Source organism: Sanguibacter suarezii NBRC 16159 (assembly GCF_001552735.1).
Taxonomy (GTDB): domain Bacteria; phylum Actinomycetota; class Actinomycetes; order Actinomycetales; family Cellulomonadaceae; genus Sanguibacter; species Sanguibacter suarezii.
Window position 1 is genome coordinate 104,348 of record NZ_BCRT01000018.1, and the last position, 17,270, is coordinate 121,617.

Consider the following 17,270-nt stretch of genomic DNA (forward strand, 5'->3'; position numbering starts at 1 on the left):
TGGTCCTTCTTCGCATGGCATCCCTCGGGTGTGATGGTGTCGCAGGGCACTAGCTGCCGACGAGCCTGGTCGACATCGCGAAGGATGCGTCCACGCCGTCAGGAATCTCGTAGGGCGGTTCTTCGGGTGGTTCGGGTGCAGGGGCCGGGTCCTCACCGGCTCCCGGGTCCTCGGGACCCGCCTCGACAGTGGGCTCCGGCTCGGGGGCCGGCGGGGCACTCACCACGCACCGACCGTCGATCCGGATGCCGATCACCCCGCCGCTCAGGCACAGCCCGCGATCGAAGTCGAGGGCGGCGGTGGCCGTGGAGTACACGTGCTGCCCCGTCTCGGGGACCGCCTCGAGCGAGCGCACCTTGACCGCCACGGTCCCCGCCCTGGCGTCCACGGTGAAGTCCACCAGCACCGAGTCGTTGCGGGCGGCGAAGGTGGCGGCCGTCTCGCTCATGCCGACGGGCCGGTAGGAACCGACGCTGCGACCCAGCAGAGACCAGAAGGCCTCGTCGTCGCTCGCGTCCAGCGCGTGGGAGTAGGTCTCCTTCAGGGAGTCGCGCCACAGCCCCGCAGCGGCGAGCGCCGCGGCGTCGGCCGCCGTGGAGGCGGTCCGTCGGTCCACCACCGCAGCGCCGAGCGGGATCATGAACGCGAGCGTGACGAAGACCAGGACGAGCACGGCGGCGACGAGGAAGACCGTCACGCTCCCGCGCTCCCCCTCGGCTGACGCCGCCAGCCGTCCAGCAAGCAGCCTGCGGCTACCTGCTGGACGACGTGCGGGACGGTCGATCACGAACCGATCTTGCCGATCGCCTCGGTGATCTTGCCGATGATCGCCTCGCCGAGACCGGTGAAGCTCAGGGCCACGAGGGCGGCGATGATAGCGACGATGACGAAGATGATGCCGGCGTACTCGGCCGAGGCCTGTCCGCGCTCCTTGTTGTCGCCTCCGACAGCACCGACGACGTATCCCACGACGGCGATACGGAGGGCGACGGCCTTGGCCTGCATGACGTTCAGCATGAGTGCTCCTTGGTGTGGTCGATCAGAAGTTCGTGAGCCGGGACCGGACTGGTCTGGCCTGATGAGATGACGCTACGGAGACCGCCCGCCCCCTCACCAGGGCCAGACGCCCCTGCTGGCGCCCCAAGATCCGCCGGGGCGGCCCGTCCGCAGGGCGGCGTCACAGGGGTGGCCCCTCCCCCTCGAGCCACAGCACGATCGCCTCCGACCGGTTGTGGACGCCGATCTTGGCGTAGGCGGAGTTGAGGTAGTTCTTGACGGTCCGTGGGGAGAGGAAGTGCTCCCGGGCGATGTCCGCGTTGTCCAGGCCGCGGGCCGCAGCGTCCATCACCTCGATCTCACGCGCCGTGAGCTTGCTGCGCAGCGCGGCGTTGCCCGCGGGGCGGGGTGCCGCCGGGCCTGAGACGGTCATGAACGCCACCGCTTCCTTGCTGAGCACCATCCCGCCGGCGTGGCAGGTGCGAATCGCTCCGGCCAGCTGGTCGACGGTGATCTGCCCGTGCACGAGGTACCCCAGGGCGCCGCCGGTCAGCGCCGCCCGGATGATCTCCGGCTCGTCGGAGTGCGTCAGCATGAGGACACGGGCGGTCGCGGCGATCTCGACGAGGACGTCGAGCCCTGACCGGCGCGGCATGCGCACGTCCAGGAGCACGACGTCGGGCCGGTCGCTCTGGGTGATCTCCAGGGCCTGGACGCCGTCGACCGCCTCGATGACCTCGGTGACGTCACCGATCTGCTCGAGGATCGCCCTCACCCCGAGCCTGACGATCGCGTTGTCGTCGGCGACGAGCACCTTCACCGTCCCACCTCCTTCTCCAGCAGCTGCTCAGCGCCGCGGAGCAGCGGCATCTCGACCACGACGGAGGTCCCCGACGGGGTCGTCGTCCGCGACGTCAGGCGAAGGCTCCCGTCGAGCTCACGCACCCGTTCCTGGACCCCGATGAGGCCGTAGTGCCCACCGAGCGCGAGCTTGCCGACGTCGATCTCCTGACCTCCCAGGTGGGCGATGCCACGACCGTCGTCACTGACCGTCAGTCGGACGAGCGTGTCGTCGAGCTCGAGGGTGACCGACACCCGGTGGGGCTGCGCGTGCCTCCAGGAGTTCTCGAGCAGCTCGCCCAGCACCCGCACCGTCGCCCACGAGACGTCGGCAGGCACGCTGACGTGGTCGTCGTCGTCCGGGGCTGCGACGTCCACCGGGATGCCGCTGCGCTCCTGCCACACGGTCACCTCGAGACGGACGGCCGCAGCGAGGGACTCGTGGGACAGGGCACGCAGACCGGACAAGATCTCCCGGGTGTCGAGGATCGCTTCGTCGCACGCCTCGTGGATGAGGACGGCGCGCCCCACGTGCGCGGAGCGGTCGCGCTCCAGGGAGACGGCGAGCGACTTCGCCAGCAGGCTCACCCCGTGCACGGTCTTGGCGAGGCTGTCGTGCATCTCTCGGGCCAGCAGCACCCGCTCCGAGAGAGCCGCCTGCTCGGCCTTGCGGCTGACCAGGTGCAGCGCCATCTGAGCCTGAGAGCGCATGGTCTCTCCGAGCCGGTGCCCGAGCCAGGCGACCCCGAGCCCGGCGGGCACGAGGAAGAGGGCGTCCATCCACACGTCCGCTGAGATCAACCAGTCCCAGACCAGCAGGCAGCCGGCCGCGCCCAGGGCGAGTCCCACCCCGATGCGCGGTCCCAGCAGCAGTGCCCACAAGGCGATGGAGACGACCAGGTAGGTGGACTGCAGGTAGACCTGGTCGGTCGCGGTGCGGACGAACATCGACACGATGACCGTCATGAGGACGTCGCACAGCAGGAGGGTCCTGGAGTGCATGAGCTCCGTGCCGCGCGCCTGCCAGTACCGCAGCGGGAACCAGCTGAAGGGGATGGCGAGCAGCACGATGAGGATCTCCCACCCGGCCCACCCGGCGGCCGCGCTGATCACCGTCATGGCCAGGGTGGCCAGGCGTGCGTCGCACAGGATGCCGACCACCCGCGAGAACACCCGGTTCTCGATGTCGACGATCTCGACGGCGTGGGCCTCCACGCGCGGATCAGCCGAAGACATTGGAGAACATCTCCATGTTCGAGATGAGCATCCCGCTCATCATGAGGATCAGAGCGCCCGGCACGATCGTCATGGTCACCACGAGGGAGACCTTGGGCGCAGCCTTCGCCGCGGCCTGGCGCACCTCTTGCGCTCGCTTGCGGCGCACCTCGGAGGAGATGTCACGCAGCGCGTCGGCGATGGGCACACCGAGCTCAGCGGCCTGCAGGAGCGCGGTGACGAAGGTGCCGACGCTCTCGGACTGGGTCCGGTCACGGATGCCGATGAACGCGTCCCGGCGCGAGACGCCCATGGCCATCTCGTGGATGGCGACAGACATCTCCTCCCCCAGCGGCCCGTCGTGGAAGGCACCGACCCGCTCGATGGCCTGCTGGAAGGACAGCCCGGCGCTCACGGTGACACCCAGGACGTCGAGGAAGTCGGGCAGGTCACGGCTGATGTCGGCGCGGCGGGTGGCCGCGACCGCCCGCAGCCAGACCTCCATCCAGAAGGCGAAGAGCAGCGCGATGAGCACGCCGAGGAAGGCCTGCCCCAGCAGCGTGAAGAACACCGCGCAGACCAGCCCGAGCACCGTGAACCCAGCCTGACGCTGCATGAAGGTGCTCACGGTGAGCTTCTCCGGGCGTCCCGCCCTGCGCAGCCGGGTCTCCAGCCCCCGGAGCCGGCGGGGACCGTAGATGGTCATGAGCAGGCGTTGGAACCTGGCGCCCACGGTGTCGACGAAGGTCGTCAGGCCGCTGGCCTTGACGTCGTCGTCGGCGCCCGAGCCGGCGACGGCGGGAAGACCCTCGACCGCCTCTGACCGCACGAGCCTGAGGCCGTAGCCGCCCAGCCCGACCAGCAAGGCTGCGCACAGCCCGAGCAGCAGCGCCATCACACGTCCACCTTCGTGAAGACCTTCATCATCCAGAACCCCAGGGCGAAGAACCCGCCCGCGACCACGAGGGCGATCTGCCCCAGCAGCATCGACGCCATCTGGTCGAGGACTCCGGGGGCGAGGACATTGAGCAGCAGGACGGAGGCGACGGCGATGCCCAGCACCGCGTACCCGCCGAAGATGCTCCCCATGACGACGGTGCGCACCTCCCGGCGTAGCTCCTTGCGATCGTCCAGGGTCGTGGCGATCGCGCTCAGGGCCGTCACCAGCGCACCGCCGGAGCGGGCCTGGATGACGATCGTCTGCATGAGCACCGTCAGCTCGCGCGAGGGCAGCCGTGCGGCGAGGTTGCGCAGGGCCTGCTCGAGCTCACGGCCCACGGCGAGCTGGCCGACGACCGTGGCCAGCTCGGTCGCGGCAGGCTCTGCCATCTCTCGGGAGGCCATCTCCAGCCCGCGGCGCACCGACAGGCCTGCTGCGGCCGCGTTCGCCAGCAGCCGGGCGAGCTCGGGCAGCTGGGCGATGAACTCCTCAATCCGCTTCAGCCTCCGGTGCTCCAGCCACCGGGAGAAGGCCAGCGGCACGGCCACGGCGATGACGATCGAGGCGATCCGACCGAACAGGGGGTAGGCGATCGCGACCGCGACCGCCGTCGACGTCATGACCCTGGCCACGAAGCCGAGCACGGACCACGACAGCCCGGCGCCGGCCAACGAGGCCTGCAGCCGGCTGCCACGGCGCGAGCGACGCAGCGACGCGTCGAAGCGGGTCGCCAGGCCGCGGATCGGACGACGCGGCTGCGATCCCGCGGCGTCGACGATGTCCCGCTGCGTCGCGGCGTGGTCAATGAAGGTCGAGACGGCCCACAGCATGAGCGCCAGGGTGACCAGCAGCGCGAGGATGATGGCGTCGATGGTCCCGATCATGGGTGCCCAGCGTTCATCGCGGCGTATACGGCGGGGACGGGCTCGCCCGCGACGCGGAGCCGTTCCCGTAGCGCGTCCGGGACCAGACCGTGGGAGAAGGAGCCCGGGGTCTCCGGGGCCGACCCGAAGGGCGGGGGCACGAAGCTGCTGATCGTCTCCAGGCGGTAGTCCTCGCGACGGGCGGACACGAGCGCCCGCACCTCGCTGACCCGGCGGGAGCCGTCCGACCCGCGCTCGAGGTGGATGATGACGTCGATGGCCGAGTTGATCTGGTCGCGGAGCGTGTCGACAGGGAGGTCGAGGTCGCTCATGGACGCGAGGGTCTCGAGCCGTCCCAGCGCGTCGGCTGCACCGTTGGCGTGCACCGTGGTCAGCGACCCCTCGTGCCCGGTGTTCATCGCCTGCAGCATGTCGAGGGTCTCACCGCCGCGGACCTCACCGACGACGATGCGGTCCGGGCGCATGCGCAAGGAGTTGCGGACGAGGTCACGGATGGTCACCGACCCGGCGCCCTCCACGTTCGCCGGGCGGGACTCCAGGCGCACCACGTGCTCCTGCTGCAGCGACAGCTCGGCCGCGTCCTCGATCGTGACGATGCGTTCGCTGCCCGGGATCAGGCCGGAGAGCGCGTTGAGGAAGGTCGTCTTTCCCGAGCCGGTCCCGCCCGAGACGAGGATGTTGCACCGGGACCGCACGAGCGCGCCCAGCAGCAGAGACAGGGGCTCGTCCAGGGCGCCGCGCTGGATCAGGTCGGCGAGGCGGAAGGGGGTGGGGAACCGGCGGATCGTCATGGTCGGCCCGTCGAGGGCGAGCGGCGGGATGATGACGTTGACGCGCTCACCGGTGGCCAGGCGCGCGTCGACCATCGGGCTCGACTCGTCCACGCGTCTGTTGACCGTCGAGACGATGCGGTCGATGGTCTGGTACAGGTGCTGCTCGGAGGCGAACCGCGCGCTCACGCGCTCGATCTTGCCGCGTCGTTCGACGAAGATGTCGTCCGGACCGTTGACCATGATCTCGGTGATCGTGTCGTCGGCGAGCAGGCTCTCCAGGACGCCCAGGCCGATCGACTCGTCGACGATGCGCTGGATGAGCTGGGCGCGCTCACGGGTGGAGAGCACCGGACCCTCGTAGGACAACAGCCTGCCGAGGATCCGCTCGAGCCGCGCGCGCCGTTGCGGCGCCTCCAGCGCGGAGAGCTCCTCGAGGTCGATCTCCTCCAGGAGACGCTCGCGGAAGCGCGAGACCAGGTCGTCCGACTCTGCGGCCCCGGCGTCGCGGGTAGCCAATCTGTCACGTAGTCCCACGGTCACTCCTCCGGTAGCTCTGCGGTCCGCACGACCGTCACGTCCTTGCTGCTCCAACCGGGCAGCCCCAGCGGCACCCGTACCTCCACCGCCACACATCGCCCGGCGCACCCGGCGACCGCCCCAGCCCCGGTCCGGATGTCCTGGACGGTGACCCAGTCAGGCAGCTGGGCGTAGACGGCCTCGGTGGCCGAGCCGCCGCCCATCTGCGCACGCGCTCCGTCCCGGGCCGCCTGCTGGGCGGAGGAGATCACCGTGACCACCATGAAGCCCTGGACCAGCAGGATCGTGGCGAAGACGAGCACAGTCACGAAGCCGACGAGCTCGATCGCCATCGACCCGCGCTCAGGCTCGTCCCCGACCGCCCGTGCCCACAGGCGACCGGCAGTGCGCCGGCCCCGAGGGGCGCTCATCACCTCTCCCACACGATCGTGGCCTCGGAGGACACCGCCGGGATGAGGGAGGGGACGATCGACGGCGTCCGGACGCTCACCGTGACCACGTCCGACGTCGGTGCGCTCATCTGCCAGCCGCGCTGCCAGCCGCCCGGGATCCGGTCCTGCACCTCGGCGTGCACCTGGGTGGCGGAGCTGCCGACCGCATAGGAGCGGGCAGCCTCCTGAGCGGCGTTGGACGCCACCACGTGGCTCACCCCCCACAGCACCATCTGGACGCAGACGAGAACCAGGAACACAGCCACGGTCATGACGACCGGCATCTCGACCGCCATCTGCCCCGCCTCCCGGTCGGCCGAGACCGGGCCACCCTTGCGCCGCGCTCCCCGTCGACGTGACGGCGTCCCGATCGGTGTCGCCTGCGCCGGGTGGGTGAGGGCGCGGACGGCGAGCAGCGGGCGTTCGAGCTCGGGCAGACGCTGCTCGAGCACCGTCGCGGTGTTCATCGCACCCTCCAGCGTCGCCCCCAGACGCGGCGCGGTCGCCACGACCGGCAGGCCCGTGACCCGCGGGACGAGCGCGGGCTGCACGTCGGAGGACTTGGCCAGCGAGTTGACGAAGACCTGCGCCTTCTCACGGCTGGTGATCTCCAGCCGCTCCAGGGACTCCACGAGCCGGCGGGCGGAGCGCAGCGCCGGGACGTCGGGGGTGACGACCACGACGATCGCGTCGCAGACTTCCAGGGCCATGGCGGTGACGTCGTCCAGGCGCGAGCCGCAGTCGATCACGACGTGCTCGTACTGGTAGCGCAGCGCCGAGATGATCTGCCGGGTGGCCGAGCCGGTGAGCAGCTCGCCGTTCTCCCCGTCGGTGGGTGCCGGGATGAGCTGGATGCCGTGGGAGAGCGAGCAGGTCGCCTCACCGAGGGCGCGACCGGTCAGCTCGTCGGCGATGTCGACGAGGTCGACGATGCTGCGCCGCGCAGCGACGCCCGCGTATGCGGCCAGGTCGCCCTTGCGCACGTCGAGGTCGACGATGCACGTGGTGCCGCCGGTCGCGGCGCTCGACCGGCCCAGGAGCAGGGTCAGCAGCGTCGTGCCGACGCCGCCCTTGGCGCCGACGACGGCGATCACCTTGCCGGCGTGGTCGCCGTCGCGTGCCTCCGCGGACAGCTGCCGACGGGCGGACCGGGACCACTCCCCGGCACTCTCGATCCGTGACCGGAACTCTTCGAGAGAGGGCGGCAGCGCCACCACCGACCGCGCTCCGGCGTCCATCGCCGCCCCGAGCGTCTGCGGCGTCGTCCGGCCGACGACGATCACCGTGGCGAGCAGGGGACGCTTGATCCCGAGCTCTCGTGCCACCTCGTAGCCCGCGTCGTCACCGAGCGACTCGTCGAGGAGGACGACCTCGACGGTCTGGTCCGCCTCGAGGGCTGACCACAGCTGGTCGACCGTGGCCACGCTCGCTGCGACGAACACGCTCTCCATCTCGGCGCAGGTGGCCTGCACCTGGTCGCGGACCTGCGGGCTGCTGGAGGCGATGAGGATCCTCGTCATGGTCACAGTCCTGCTTCCTGCTCGAAGAAGAGCTGCTCGTCGGGGAGGGAGGCTTCGTCGCCGCGCCCGCGCAGCGCGAGCCTGAGCTTGGTGGAGAAGCTCTCGACGTACGCCAGGCGCAGGGCCTGGTCGACGGGGAGGGCGAAGGTCACCGGGACGCCGGTCCCCGTCTGGAAGTTGCCCGTCGCGTCAGCGCCCTCGACGGTGGTCGTCACGCCGACCTCGAGCACGAGCGCGTTCTCGACCCAGATCTCCGAGCGCTGGGTGGCCTCGTCAGACCCGCGCGTGGTCGCGATGATGTCGACGCGGTCCCCCGGTGCGACCTTGCCGGCCACGCCGGTCTCGGCGTCGACGAGGATCGCGACCTCGCGGTATCCGGGCTGCAGACCGGGAGGGGCGGCGACCATGCCTTCCTGGAGAGAGGACCCGGCGGTGTAGTTCCCGCTCGCGACCATCCCCACGACCTGGTCGACGGACGTCAGCGCGGACTCCGGAGCCCATCGCTCGGGCAGCTGGGAGACGGTGACCATGTCGGCGGTGATGGGCTGCAGCTCGGTGACGTCGGCGGTGAGCTCCAGGACCGGGGCGTAGGACCCGACCTTCGAGTTGACCTCTCCGACGTACACGGAGACCGCGATGAACACGGCGACGGCGCCGAGCGCGGTCGCGAAGAGCAGAAGAACGCCACGGCGTTGGCGAGGATTCATGCGTTGACCACTCCGTACTGCTCGATGACGGGATTCGCCGGGGCGACCACGGCGGGGCTGGCGTACACGGGGACGCCGCAGAAGATGCACTCGGCGCCCCCTGTCAGGCGGTGGCACAGCGAGCAGGTGACGGTCGGGGCGTGCCACCGCACGTGCTCGAAGATCTGGTGCGGCGTCTGGGACAGAGCCGACACCTCGAACCAGGACTTCGCGGGCCAGGGGCTCTCCCCCGGAGGTCCTTCGAGGGTGAAGGGCTCGGCGGGCCAGTGCACGCCGGTGACCTTCTGCCGACCGTTGCCACGCTGGGCCACGGCGACCAGCGGCATGGCGCGCAGGTCCCAGGAGGCTCCAGCGCTGGAGCGCACGGTCTTGGCATGCAGGTCCACCTCGAAGCACGCACCGGGGAACCAGCTGCGCAGGTGCTGCGCCAGGCGCGGACGCGGGGCAGTGAAGCCCGCGACCGACGTGGTCACGACCGAGGTGCGCATCGCCGCGTTCGTGGCGTCGACGATGGAGCTGGCGTAGCGGTACCCGTCCACCGGGAGCATGCTCAGCAGCTGCTCGACGATCCACCGACGCGTGGGGACGGGGTCGAGGACGAGGACACCGACGTTCGCGCGGCCGACGACGGCCCTGGCCATCCGCGCGTGCCGCGCGGCGTCGCCAGGGGCGCACACGAGGATGGTGTCCTCGGCGCGGTGCGCGTCGAGGGTACCCACGAGGTCCTCGACCGGGGGGACGGTGTGCGGGTGCCGTGGTGGTGTCCTCTGCCACGGATCGACGACGATGACGGGCACGGTCCTCCTAGAACGAGATGCGATGCGATGCGGGAGTCTGGGACGATGTGCGCCATGACTCCTGTGCTGTCCCCTGTGTGGGCGGATCCCCAGACGACCGCACGACTGTGCGTCGACTCCCGAGCCACGGTCCCCGCCTGGGTCGCGACCACCCGCGACGCCCGCAACACCGGGCTGCTGCGCACGACCGGGCTGGACGGCGCGTTGCTCATCGAGCGCTGCGGGAGCGTGCACACGATCGGGATGCAGTACCCGATCGACGTCGTGTTCCTCAGCGCCGAGCGACGAGTCGTCGACGTCGTCACCATGCGCCCGGGGCGCATCGGCCGACCTCGCCTGCGGGCGAGGTCCGTGGTCGAGCTGCCGGCTGCGGCTGCGGCCCGGCTCGGCATCGTCCGTGGCTCGGTGGTCACGGTCGAGGAGGTCGGTGCGGGGCTCACACCGGACTCCTGAGGGGACCAGGGACTCATCGCGTGCACGGGCGTCTCACCAGTCCTTCCAGGGGCGGCCGAAGTCGTCGAGGTGGTCGAAGGGGGGGCCGGAGGCGTGTGAACAACCCTCCCAGCGAGCACGACAGTACTGATCAGAGCCCTGGGGGGACAGGGGGAGAACTCCCCATAGATCCGCGATACGGCCCATCACCGAGTCGTCGCGGACGCCCCGTTCCTGCCCGTCTGCCCGGGCGACGGTGCCCGGGAACGACAAAGGCCGGACCCCCGAGGGGATCCGGCCTTGGTCGTGCTGGTGTCTAGACAGACGTGAGGATCAGGCCTCGTCGTCGCCGAGCAGCTTGGTCGTCTTCGACGGGTCCACGGGGATGCCGGGGCCCATCGTCGTCGTCATGGTCGCCTTGCTGATGTAGCGACCCTTGGAGGCCGACGGCTTCAACCGCAGGACCTCGTCGATAGCAGCGGCGTAGTTCTCCACGAGCGAGGTCTCGGGGAAGGACGTCTTGCCGATGATGAAGTGGAGGTTCGAGTGCTTGTCGACGCGGAACTCGATCTTTCCGCCCTTGATCTCGGACACGGCCTTGGCCACGTCCATGGTCACGGTACCGGTCTTCGGGTTCGGCATGAGGCCACGGGGACCAAGCACCTTACCGAGGCGACCGACCTTGCCCATGAGGTCCGGGGTTGCGACGGCGGAGTCGAAGTCGGTGAAGCCAGCGGCCACCTTCTCGATGAGCTCGTCGCCACCGACGACGTCGGCGCCGGCCGCGCGGGCCTGCTCGGCACGCTCGCCCGTCGCGAAGACGAGGACGCGGGCGGTCTTACCGGTTCCGTGCGGGAGGATCACCGTTCCGCGGACCATCTGGTCCGCCTTGCGGGGGTCGACGCCCAGGCGGAAGGCGACCTCGACGGTCGCGTCCCACTTGGTGACCGAGGTCTCCTTGGCGAGGCGCACGGCCTCGAGGGGGGTGTACAGGGTGTCGCGGTCGATCTTCTCGGCCGCGGTGCGATATGCCTTGCTGCGCGTTGCCATCTGCTTGTTCTCCTTAGAGCAGTCGTGGTCTGCGGGTCCGCGCGGACCCTGCCACTGTCTGACAGGACGGACCTGTCAGCGAAACGATGAATGGGTGAGGCTGGATCAGCCCTGAACCGTGATGCCCATGGAGCGAGCGGTGCCGGCGATGATCTTCGACGCAGCGTCGAGGTCGTTCGCGTTGAGGTCTTCGAGCTTGACCTGGGCGATCGTCCGGACCTGGTCAGCGGTCAGCGAGGCGACCTTGACCGTGTGCGGGGTGGGCGAGCCCTTGTCCACGCCTGCGGCCTGCTTGATCATCTCGGCTGCCGGCGGGGTCTTGGTGATGAAGGTGAAGGAACGGTCTTCGTAGACCGTGATCTCCACGGGAACCACACTGCCACGCTGCGACTCGGTCGCGGCGTTGTAGGCCTTGCAGAACTCCATGATGTTGACGCCGTGCTGACCGAGCGCGGGGCCGATCGGGGGTGCCGGCGTGGCAGCGCCGGCCTTGATCTGGAGCTTGATAAGCCCAGATACCTTCTTCTTGGGAGGCATATCGGGTCCTTCGTGTTCTGACTCAGTGATTGACGACGCCCTCTGACGCCGTCGGCTCGCTCAGTATCAGATCTTGGCGACCTGGCTGAACGACAACTCAACCGGGGTCTCCCGGCCGAAGATTGAAACCAGCACCTTGAGCTTCTGGCTCTCGGCGTTGATCTCCGAAATGGTCGCGGGCAACGTGTCGAACGGCCCGTCGGTCACCGTGACCGACTCGCCGATCTGGTAGTCGACCTCGATCGCAGGCGCCGCAGCGGCACCCTTCGCGCCGGCTTCCGCCTTGGGGGCGATGAGCGGCGCAAGCATTCCGAAGACCTCGTTCTGCGTGAGCGGAACGGGCTGGTGCGTGTGACCGACGAAGCCGGTGACACCGGGGGTGTGGCGGACCGCACCCCAGGACTCGTCCGTCAGGTCCATGCGGACGAGGACGTAACCGGGGATCCGGACGCGGCGCACGATCTTGCGCTGCGCGTTCTTGATCTCGGTGACCTCTTCCATGGGAACCTCGATCTGGAAGATGTAGTCCTCCATGTTGAGGCTCTGGATACGGTTCTCGAGGTTCGCCTTCACGCGGTTCTCGTACCCGGCGTAGGAGTGGATGACGTACCAGTCGCCCGGCTTGCTGCGCAGCTCGCGCTTGAAAGCCTCGACCGGGTCCTCGTCCTCGTCGACGACGTCCTCGGACGGCTCCTCGGTGGAGGGCTCGGCGGCGTCGACAGCCTCGTCGGCGGACTCCTCCGTGCCAGCCTCGATCGACAGGTCTGCGGCGGAGGTGTCCGCCTCCGTGCTCTCGGCGTCGCCCGCGACGGCGTCGACGATCTCCTCCGTCGGTTCGAACGACTCCTGAGACACGGGTCAACCTGCTTTCTACGACTTTCCGGGGCGAGCCCGGACTACTTCTGATGGACGCTCGGTCCCTGACCTGAGTCGGTGCCGAGCTGGTGCGTGAGTGGCCTGGCAACCTGTCCCGAAGCGGTGGTCCGGCTTCGAGGGCCGCAGGGCATCAGCCGAAGAGCGCGAGGACGCCCTTGCCGATGAGGAAGTCGAGCACGAGCACGAAGGCCATGGCGACGAGGACGAAGACGATCACGACGACGACGTAGTTGATGAGCTCGGGGCGGGTCGGGACGACGACCTTCTTGAGCTCAGCGACGACCTGGCGCACGAACAGCGCGACGCGGGCGAAGAAGTTGGCCTTCTTCTGGTCGGCCTGCTTGCCGCCCTTCTTCGCACCACTGACACTGACGCCTTCGGCGCTGGCGGCACCTGATGCGGAATCGCTCACTGTTCGTCCCTACGTCGTGGCTTGCCTTCTCACGTGCCTCTGACCGATCACCCTCGTGACCGAGGAAACACCCTCGTCGACTCGCGTCGACGACGGCGCCTTGCAGGGCAGACAGGACTCGAACCTGCAACCTGCGGTTTTGGAGACCGCTGCGCTACCAATTGCGCCACTACCCTTCGGAGCCGACCCTCGTCCCGCCTCGTTCGCACCCTGCTGGGCGCGCCCGATCCGGGCGGACGTCAACCACCGAATGAGTACTCTACGCGACAGGAGTCGCTGGGTCTAACCGGCATGTCCGCGACACCCGTCGTGACGCCCGGCGACGGGTGTCCACCGGTCGGTGGACCCCCGGTCCGACCGGTCCACCACTTACCTTCGACCTCCCGGGGCGGGATGCTTGTGCCATGACCTCACCGTCCGCACCGCAGCCATCACCTGGACCTGCCCGCCCAGCCCCGGCGATCTCCGTCACCGGCCTGCGCAAGACCTACGGCAGCCATGCCGCCGTCGACGGCCTCGACCTCCACGTCGAGACCGGCGAGATCTTCGCGCTCCTCGGCCCCAACGGCGCCGGGAAGACCACCACGGTGGAGATCCTCGAAGGGTTCCGGGTGCCTGACTCAGGCACCGTCCGGGTGCTCGGCGAGGACCCCGCCAGCGCCGACCGCGCCTGGCGCAGCAGGATCGGGGTGGTCATGCAGGACTCCCGCGACACCCCCGAGCTGAGCGTCGCCGAGCTGGTGCACCACGTCGCCACGTACTACCCCTCCCCCCGCGACCCCGACGAGGTCATCGACGTCGTGGGGCTGCGGGCCAAGGCCGGCACCCGCGCCCGCCAGCTCTCGGGCGGGCAGCGCCGCCGCCTGGACGTCGCCCTGGGCATCGTGGGCAACCCCGAGCTGCTCTTCCTCGACGAGCCGACGACGGGCTTCGACCCGCAGGCGCGGCGCAGCTTCTGGGAGCTGGTGCTGTCTCTGCGCGAGGGCGGGACGACGATCCTGCTCACCACGCACTACCTCGACGAGGCGGCCCACCTGGCCGACCGTGCCGCCGTCGTGCAGGACGGGCGGGTGGTGGCGCTGGGCGCCCCGGACGAGCTGGGCGGGGTCCAGGCGCGGCTTCCGGTGGTGCACTGGGAGAGCGGCGGTCAGGCGCACGCCGAGCGCACCTCCCACCCGACAGCCCTCGTTGCTCGCCTGGCAGCCGAGGTGCCGCTCGTGGACGGGGAGGTCCCCGGCCTGCGGGTCGAGCGTCCGAGTCTGGAGGACGTGTACCTCTCCCTCATCGGCGACACGGCAGCACGCGCGGCTCACGCCGGCGACCCTGGTGACCACGCCGTCACGACCACGTCGAACACGTCGACCGCCGCGGGCACCGCGGCGTCGGCCCCCATCGCGCGCCTGGAGACGAAGCCATGAGCACTCAGCCTGTCCCCCACCCCGCTGCTGTCCCAGCACGGCCGCGCTCCACCGACGGCACCGGCGGCACCGGCGGCGCCGCGAAGCTGCCCAGCATGGCGCGACTGGGCATCGAGCGGACGCGGGTCGAGCTCAAGGTGTTCTTCCGGGAGCGGGACGCGGTGATCTTCATCTTCGCCTACCCGATCATCATGCTCGCCATCTTCGCGACCGTGTTCGGTCAGAACGGTGCCACCGTCGGCGGCGACGCCTCCGGCGCGGGCGGCATCCCCTTCTCCCAGTACTTCCTGCCCGGGATGGTCGCGACCGGCATCATGCTCACGACCTTCCAGTCCCTGGCGGTCTCGATCAGCGTCGAACGAGACGAGGGCGCGCTCAAGCGCCTGCGCGCCACCCCGCTGCCTGCGGTGAGCTACTTCGCCGGCAAGATCATGCAGACGCTCATCGTCTCGATCACCCAGATCGCCCTGCTGCTCGTGGTGGGTGCGCTGGTCTTCGACATCGACCTGCCCACCTCGTCCTCGGCCTGGCTCACCTTCGCCTGGGTCTTCCTGCTGGGGACGGCGACCGGCACGGTCTGCGGTATCGGCTTCTCCGCCCTGCCTCGTACCGGCAAGTCGGCCAGCGCCGTGGTGACCCCCGTCGTGCTCGTGCTGCAGTTCATCTCCGGGGTGTTCTTCGTCTTCACCGACCTGCCCACGTGGATGCAGCGGATCGCGGAGGTGTTCCCGCTCAAGTGGATGGCGCAGGGCATGCGCTCGGTCTTCCTGCCGCCCGAGGCCGCCGCCTGGGAGGCGTCCGGGTCGTGGCAGCACCCGGCGACCGCTGCCGTCCTGTGCGCCTGGCTGATCCTCGGCCTGGTCGTCGGGGTGCGGACCTTCCGCTGGCGTCGTCGTGACGACGGCTGAGCCGGTCGCAGAGCCCGGCGCGGTGACAGTCGCCGAGACGGGCAGCCTCACGCGTCCGACCGCCGCCGACGACGAGATCGGTCGCGACGCAGAGTCGTGGTCGCGGGTGCTGCGCCTGTGGCACCTCGGCTTCTACCTGCTCGTGGCGATCACTGCGGGCGCCCTGGTGGCCGAGCGCCCGCAGGAGCTGGCCGACGGCGACCCCACGACCCTCGTGGCGCTGGCGGCGCTGGGGGTCCTCGTGGTGGCCTACTCCGTCGTCGGGTGGCAGGCCGCCCGTCAGCACCTGACCGGGCTGGGCGCCGGCGGGATCGTCTACCTCACGATCTTGTTCGCCGTCACGGCGCTCGTCTCCGGCCTCATCCCGCTCGGGACGATGCTGCTGTTCGTCGCGGTCTCCCAGGTCTGGCTGCTCGCCCCGTCCCGGGCGGTCGGGGCGGGGCTGTGCGTGCTGCTCACCGCCCTGGTCACGGGGGCGTTGCTGCTGCGCCTGCGCGGCACCGGGGAGAACCTCCTCGCCGTCACCTTCCAGATGGCTCTGAGCCTGTGCTTCAGCCTGTTCCTGGGGATGTGGCTGTGGTCGATCATCCAGCAGGGGATCGAGCGTGTGCAGCTGCTGAGCGACCTCCGCGCCGCCCAGGACGAGCTCGGCCGCACCCAGCACGAGGCCGGCACGCTGGCTGAGCGAGAGCGTGTGGCCCGCGAGATCCACGACACCCTCGCCCAGGGATTCACGAGCGTGATCATGCTCGCCCAGACGGCGAGCGCCGAGCTCGAAGCCGGCAGCACCGGAGCAGTCGCGCGCCGGCTCGCGCTCATCGAGTCGACCGCCCGGGACAACCTCGCCGAGGCGCGGGCGCTGGTGGCTGCGTCCATCCCACCGCCGCTGCACGAGGCGACCCTCCCGCAGGCGCTGGCCCGCCTGACCACGACCTTCAGCGCCGAGACCGGCATCGAGACGACCTCGTCGATCGACGAGGCGCGCCTGGACCCGGTTGCCCAGGTCGTGCTGCTGCGCGCGGCGCAGGAGGCGCTGTCGAACGTGCGCCGGCACGCCCGCGCCACCGCGACCAGCCTGTCGCTGCGGCTGGCTGCCGACGCCGTCACCCTCACGGTCGGCGACGACGGCGTCGGGCTGGGACCCGAGCCGCGCACCGGTTTCGGTCTGCGCGGCATGCGCGAGCGCGTCACCGCCTACGGTGGCACCGTGACGGTCACCAGCAGCTCCAGCCCTTCATCACCCTCGGGCACCACGGTCGTCGTGGCCCTGCCGGTCACGGACCCCGCATGAGCACCCCGAGCGCCCCGGGCACCCCTGACGCACGCCAAGCCCCTCGGGCGAGCGTGCGGGTGGTCGTCGCCGACGACCACCCGGTGGTGCGCGCCGGCATCGCCGGGATGCTGGAGCTCGCCGAGGACATCGAGGTGGTCGGCGAGGCCGAGAACGGCCAGCAGGCGCTGGACCTGGCGCGTGAGCTCATTCCCGACGTGGTCGTCACGGACCTGCGGATGCCGGTCATGGACGGGGTCGCGGCCACCCGGGCCATCGTCGCGCTGGGGCAGGCGACGCGCGTCGTCGTGCTCACCACCTACGAGACCGACACGGAGATCCTGCGTGCGGTCGAGGCGGGAGCGACGGGGTATCTGCTCAAGGACACCCCGCGGGCGGAGCTCGTCGCCGGGATCCGCGCCGCGGCGCGCGGTCAGACCGTCCTGGCACCCTCGGTGGCCACGCGGCTGGTCACCCAGATGAGCTCAGGGGCGGAGCGGCTGACGGCGCGCGAGCTGGAGGTGCTCGAGGCGGTGGGGCGCGGGCTGAGCAACCCGGCGATCGGACGAGAGCTGTTCATCGCGGAGGCGACCGTGAAGACCCACCTGCTGCGGGTGTTCGTCAAGCTCGGGGTGGACGACCGCACGCGAGCGGTCACCGTCGCCATGGAGAGAGGCCTGCTGCGGGCACCGTGACGCCTGGGGTCACCAGGCGTCACGGTGCGAGG

20 protein-coding genes and 1 tRNA gene are annotated in these 17,270 nt (G+C 70.2%); 5 read left to right on the forward strand and 16 right to left on the reverse strand.

Annotated elements, in window-relative coordinates; all coding sequences use genetic code 11:
* Positions 1-49 precede the first annotated feature (49 nt).
* The 11 genes from SS2_RS12755 to SS2_RS12805 all read right to left on the reverse strand — a co-directional run bounded on the left by SS2_RS12755 (position 50) and on the right by SS2_RS12805 (position 9,640).
* Entirely contained in the window at positions 50-787 is a 738-nt protein-coding gene (locus tag SS2_RS12755; protein ID WP_157607335.1) for a pilus assembly protein TadG-related protein, read from the reverse strand.
* Positions 784-1,017: a hypothetical protein gene (locus SS2_RS17440; protein ID WP_066464717.1), complete on the reverse strand. Its 234-nt coding sequence runs from the start codon at positions 1,015-1,017 to the stop codon at positions 784-786. Before SS2_RS17440 ends, SS2_RS12755 begins: the two co-directional genes overlap by 4 nt.
* Positions 1,018-1,177: 160 nt before the next feature.
* Positions 1,178-1,816: a response regulator transcription factor gene (locus tag SS2_RS12765; protein WP_066464718.1), complete on the reverse strand. Its 639-nt coding sequence runs from the start codon at positions 1,814-1,816 to the stop codon at positions 1,178-1,180.
* Positions 1,813-3,072 carry a sensor histidine kinase gene (locus SS2_RS12770; protein WP_083942208.1) on the reverse strand — a complete coding sequence of 420 codons (1,260 nt, stop codon included), beginning with the start codon at positions 3,070-3,072 and terminating at the stop codon, positions 1,813-1,815. The genes SS2_RS12765 and SS2_RS12770 overlap by 4 nt, the downstream gene beginning before the upstream one ends.
* Positions 3,059-3,946: a type II secretion system F family protein gene (locus SS2_RS12775; RefSeq protein WP_066464722.1), complete on the reverse strand. Its 888-nt coding sequence runs from the start codon at positions 3,944-3,946 to the stop codon at positions 3,059-3,061. Before SS2_RS12775 ends, SS2_RS12770 begins: the two co-directional genes overlap by 14 nt.
* Positions 3,946-4,875, reverse strand: coding sequence for a type II secretion system F family protein (locus SS2_RS12780; protein WP_217995603.1), 930 nt, complete (start codon positions 4,873-4,875; stop codon positions 3,946-3,948). Before SS2_RS12780 ends, SS2_RS12775 begins: the two co-directional genes overlap by 1 nt.
* A complete protein-coding gene (locus tag SS2_RS12785; RefSeq protein WP_066464724.1) occupies positions 4,872-6,182 on the reverse strand; it encodes a TadA family conjugal transfer-associated ATPase in 1,311 nt (436 codons plus the stop codon). The genes SS2_RS12780 and SS2_RS12785 overlap by 4 nt, the downstream gene beginning before the upstream one ends.
* A gap of 2 nt (positions 6,183-6,184) precedes the next feature.
* Positions 6,185-6,595, reverse strand: a complete 411-nt coding sequence (locus tag SS2_RS12790; protein WP_217995604.1) for a TadE/TadG family type IV pilus assembly protein — start codon at positions 6,593-6,595, stop codon at positions 6,185-6,187.
* On the reverse strand, positions 6,595-8,136 hold the full coding sequence (locus SS2_RS12795; protein WP_066464729.1) for an AAA family ATPase: 1,542 nt from the start codon (positions 8,134-8,136) through the stop codon (positions 6,595-6,597). The genes SS2_RS12790 and SS2_RS12795 overlap by 1 nt, the downstream gene beginning before the upstream one ends.
* A 2-nt stretch (positions 8,137-8,138) precedes the next feature.
* On the reverse strand, positions 8,139-8,843 hold the full coding sequence (gene cpaB, locus SS2_RS12800) for a Flp pilus assembly protein CpaB (protein WP_066464730.1): 705 nt from the start codon (positions 8,841-8,843) through the stop codon (positions 8,139-8,141).
* Positions 8,840-9,640, reverse strand: a complete 801-nt coding sequence (locus SS2_RS12805) for a hypothetical protein (RefSeq protein ID WP_066464733.1) — start codon at positions 9,638-9,640, stop codon at positions 8,840-8,842. The genes cpaB and SS2_RS12805 overlap by 4 nt, the downstream gene beginning before the upstream one ends.
* Positions 9,641-9,694: 54 nt before the next feature.
* Here SS2_RS12805 and SS2_RS12810 point away from each other — a divergent pair, with 54 nt between their 5' ends.
* Positions 9,695-10,093 (forward strand): DUF192 domain-containing protein, encoded by a 399-nt coding sequence (locus tag SS2_RS12810; protein WP_083942209.1) that lies wholly within the window; start codon positions 9,695-9,697, stop codon positions 10,091-10,093.
* A gap of 312 nt (positions 10,094-10,405) precedes the next feature.
* On the opposite strand, the gene rplA is transcribed toward SS2_RS12810, so the two are convergent.
* The 5 genes from rplA to SS2_RS12835 all read right to left on the reverse strand — a co-directional run bounded on the left by rplA (position 10,406) and on the right by SS2_RS12835 (position 13,123).
* On the reverse strand, positions 10,406-11,122 hold the full coding sequence (gene rplA, locus SS2_RS12815) for a 50S ribosomal protein L1 (RefSeq protein WP_066464735.1): 717 nt from the start codon (positions 11,120-11,122) through the stop codon (positions 10,406-10,408).
* 105 nt (positions 11,123-11,227) lie between these two features.
* Entirely contained in the window at positions 11,228-11,659 is a 432-nt protein-coding gene (gene rplK / locus SS2_RS12820) for a 50S ribosomal protein L11 (protein ID WP_066464738.1), read from the reverse strand.
* A 66-nt stretch (positions 11,660-11,725) separates the two neighbouring features.
* Positions 11,726-12,514 (reverse strand): transcription termination/antitermination protein NusG, encoded by a 789-nt coding sequence (gene nusG / locus SS2_RS12825; protein WP_066464740.1) that lies wholly within the window; start codon positions 12,512-12,514, stop codon positions 11,726-11,728.
* 151 nt (positions 12,515-12,665) lie between these two features.
* Positions 12,666-12,947: a preprotein translocase subunit SecE gene (gene secE / locus SS2_RS12830; protein ID WP_066464743.1), complete on the reverse strand. Its 282-nt coding sequence runs from the start codon at positions 12,945-12,947 to the stop codon at positions 12,666-12,668.
* 103 nt (positions 12,948-13,050) lie between these two features.
* Positions 13,051-13,123, reverse strand: a tRNA-Trp gene (locus SS2_RS12835).
* Positions 13,124-13,351: 228 nt separating this feature from the next.
* Here SS2_RS12835 and SS2_RS12840 point away from each other — a divergent pair.
* The 4 genes from SS2_RS12840 to SS2_RS12855 all read left to right on the forward strand — a co-directional run bounded on the left by SS2_RS12840 (position 13,352) and on the right by SS2_RS12855 (position 17,238).
* Positions 13,352-14,365: an ABC transporter ATP-binding protein gene (locus tag SS2_RS12840; protein ID WP_083942210.1), complete on the forward strand. Its 1,014-nt coding sequence runs from the start codon at positions 13,352-13,354 to the stop codon at positions 14,363-14,365.
* Positions 14,366-14,460: 95 nt separating this feature from the next.
* Positions 14,461-15,273 (forward strand): ABC transporter permease, encoded by an 813-nt coding sequence (locus SS2_RS12845; protein ID WP_066464783.1) that lies wholly within the window; start codon positions 14,461-14,463, stop codon positions 15,271-15,273.
* Entirely contained in the window at positions 15,260-16,564 is a 1,305-nt protein-coding gene (locus SS2_RS12850) for a sensor histidine kinase (protein WP_066464744.1), read from the forward strand. The genes SS2_RS12845 and SS2_RS12850 overlap by 14 nt, the downstream gene beginning before the upstream one ends.
* The gene (locus SS2_RS12855) at positions 16,561-17,238 is read left to right on the forward strand and encodes a response regulator (RefSeq protein WP_066464746.1); all 678 of its coding nucleotides are present in this window, start codon (positions 16,561-16,563) and stop codon (positions 17,236-17,238) included. The genes SS2_RS12850 and SS2_RS12855 overlap by 4 nt, the downstream gene beginning before the upstream one ends.
* The last annotated feature ends 32 nt before the right edge of the window (positions 17,239-17,270 follow it).

What these genes read in the sequence shown, in the direction of transcription:
- SS2_RS17440 (WP_066464717.1), bottom strand. Translation starts at nt 1,017, where the DNA reads ATGCTGAACGTCATGCAGGCCAAGGCCGTCGCCCTCCGTATCGCCGTC.
- SS2_RS12770 (WP_083942208.1), bottom strand. Translation starts at nt 3,072, where the DNA reads ATGTCTTCGGCTGATCCGCGCGTGGAGGCCCACGCCGTCGAGATCGTC.
- SS2_RS12775 (WP_066464722.1), bottom strand. Translation starts at nt 3,946, where the DNA reads ATGGCGCTGCTGCTCGGGCTGTGCGCAGCCTTGCTGGTCGGGCTGGGC.
- SS2_RS12780 (WP_217995603.1), bottom strand. Translation starts at nt 4,875, where the DNA reads ATGATCGGGACCATCGACGCCATCATCCTCGCGCTGCTGGTCACCCTG.
- SS2_RS12790 (WP_217995604.1), bottom strand. Translation starts at nt 6,595, where the DNA reads ATGAGCGCCCCTCGGGGCCGGCGCACTGCCGGTCGCCTGTGGGCACGG.
- SS2_RS12795 (WP_066464729.1), bottom strand. Translation starts at nt 8,136, where the DNA reads ATGACGAGGATCCTCATCGCCTCCAGCAGCCCGCAGGTCCGCGACCAG.
- cpaB (WP_066464730.1), bottom strand. Translation starts at nt 8,843, where the DNA reads ATGAATCCTCGCCAACGCCGTGGCGTTCTTCTGCTCTTCGCGACCGCG.
- SS2_RS12810 (WP_083942209.1), top strand. Translation starts at nt 9,695, where the DNA reads ATGACTCCTGTGCTGTCCCCTGTGTGGGCGGATCCCCAGACGACCGCA.
- rplA (WP_066464735.1), bottom strand. Translation starts at nt 11,122, where the DNA reads ATGGCAACGCGCAGCAAGGCATATCGCACCGCGGCCGAGAAGATCGAC.
- rplK (WP_066464738.1), bottom strand. Translation starts at nt 11,659, where the DNA reads ATGCCTCCCAAGAAGAAGGTATCTGGGCTTATCAAGCTCCAGATCAAG.
- SS2_RS12840 (WP_083942210.1), top strand. Translation starts at nt 13,352, where the DNA reads ATGACCTCACCGTCCGCACCGCAGCCATCACCTGGACCTGCCCGCCCA.
- SS2_RS12845 (WP_066464783.1), top strand. Translation starts at nt 14,461, where the DNA reads ATGGCGCGACTGGGCATCGAGCGGACGCGGGTCGAGCTCAAGGTGTTC.
- SS2_RS12855 (WP_066464746.1), top strand. Translation starts at nt 16,561, where the DNA reads ATGAGCACCCCGAGCGCCCCGGGCACCCCTGACGCACGCCAAGCCCCT.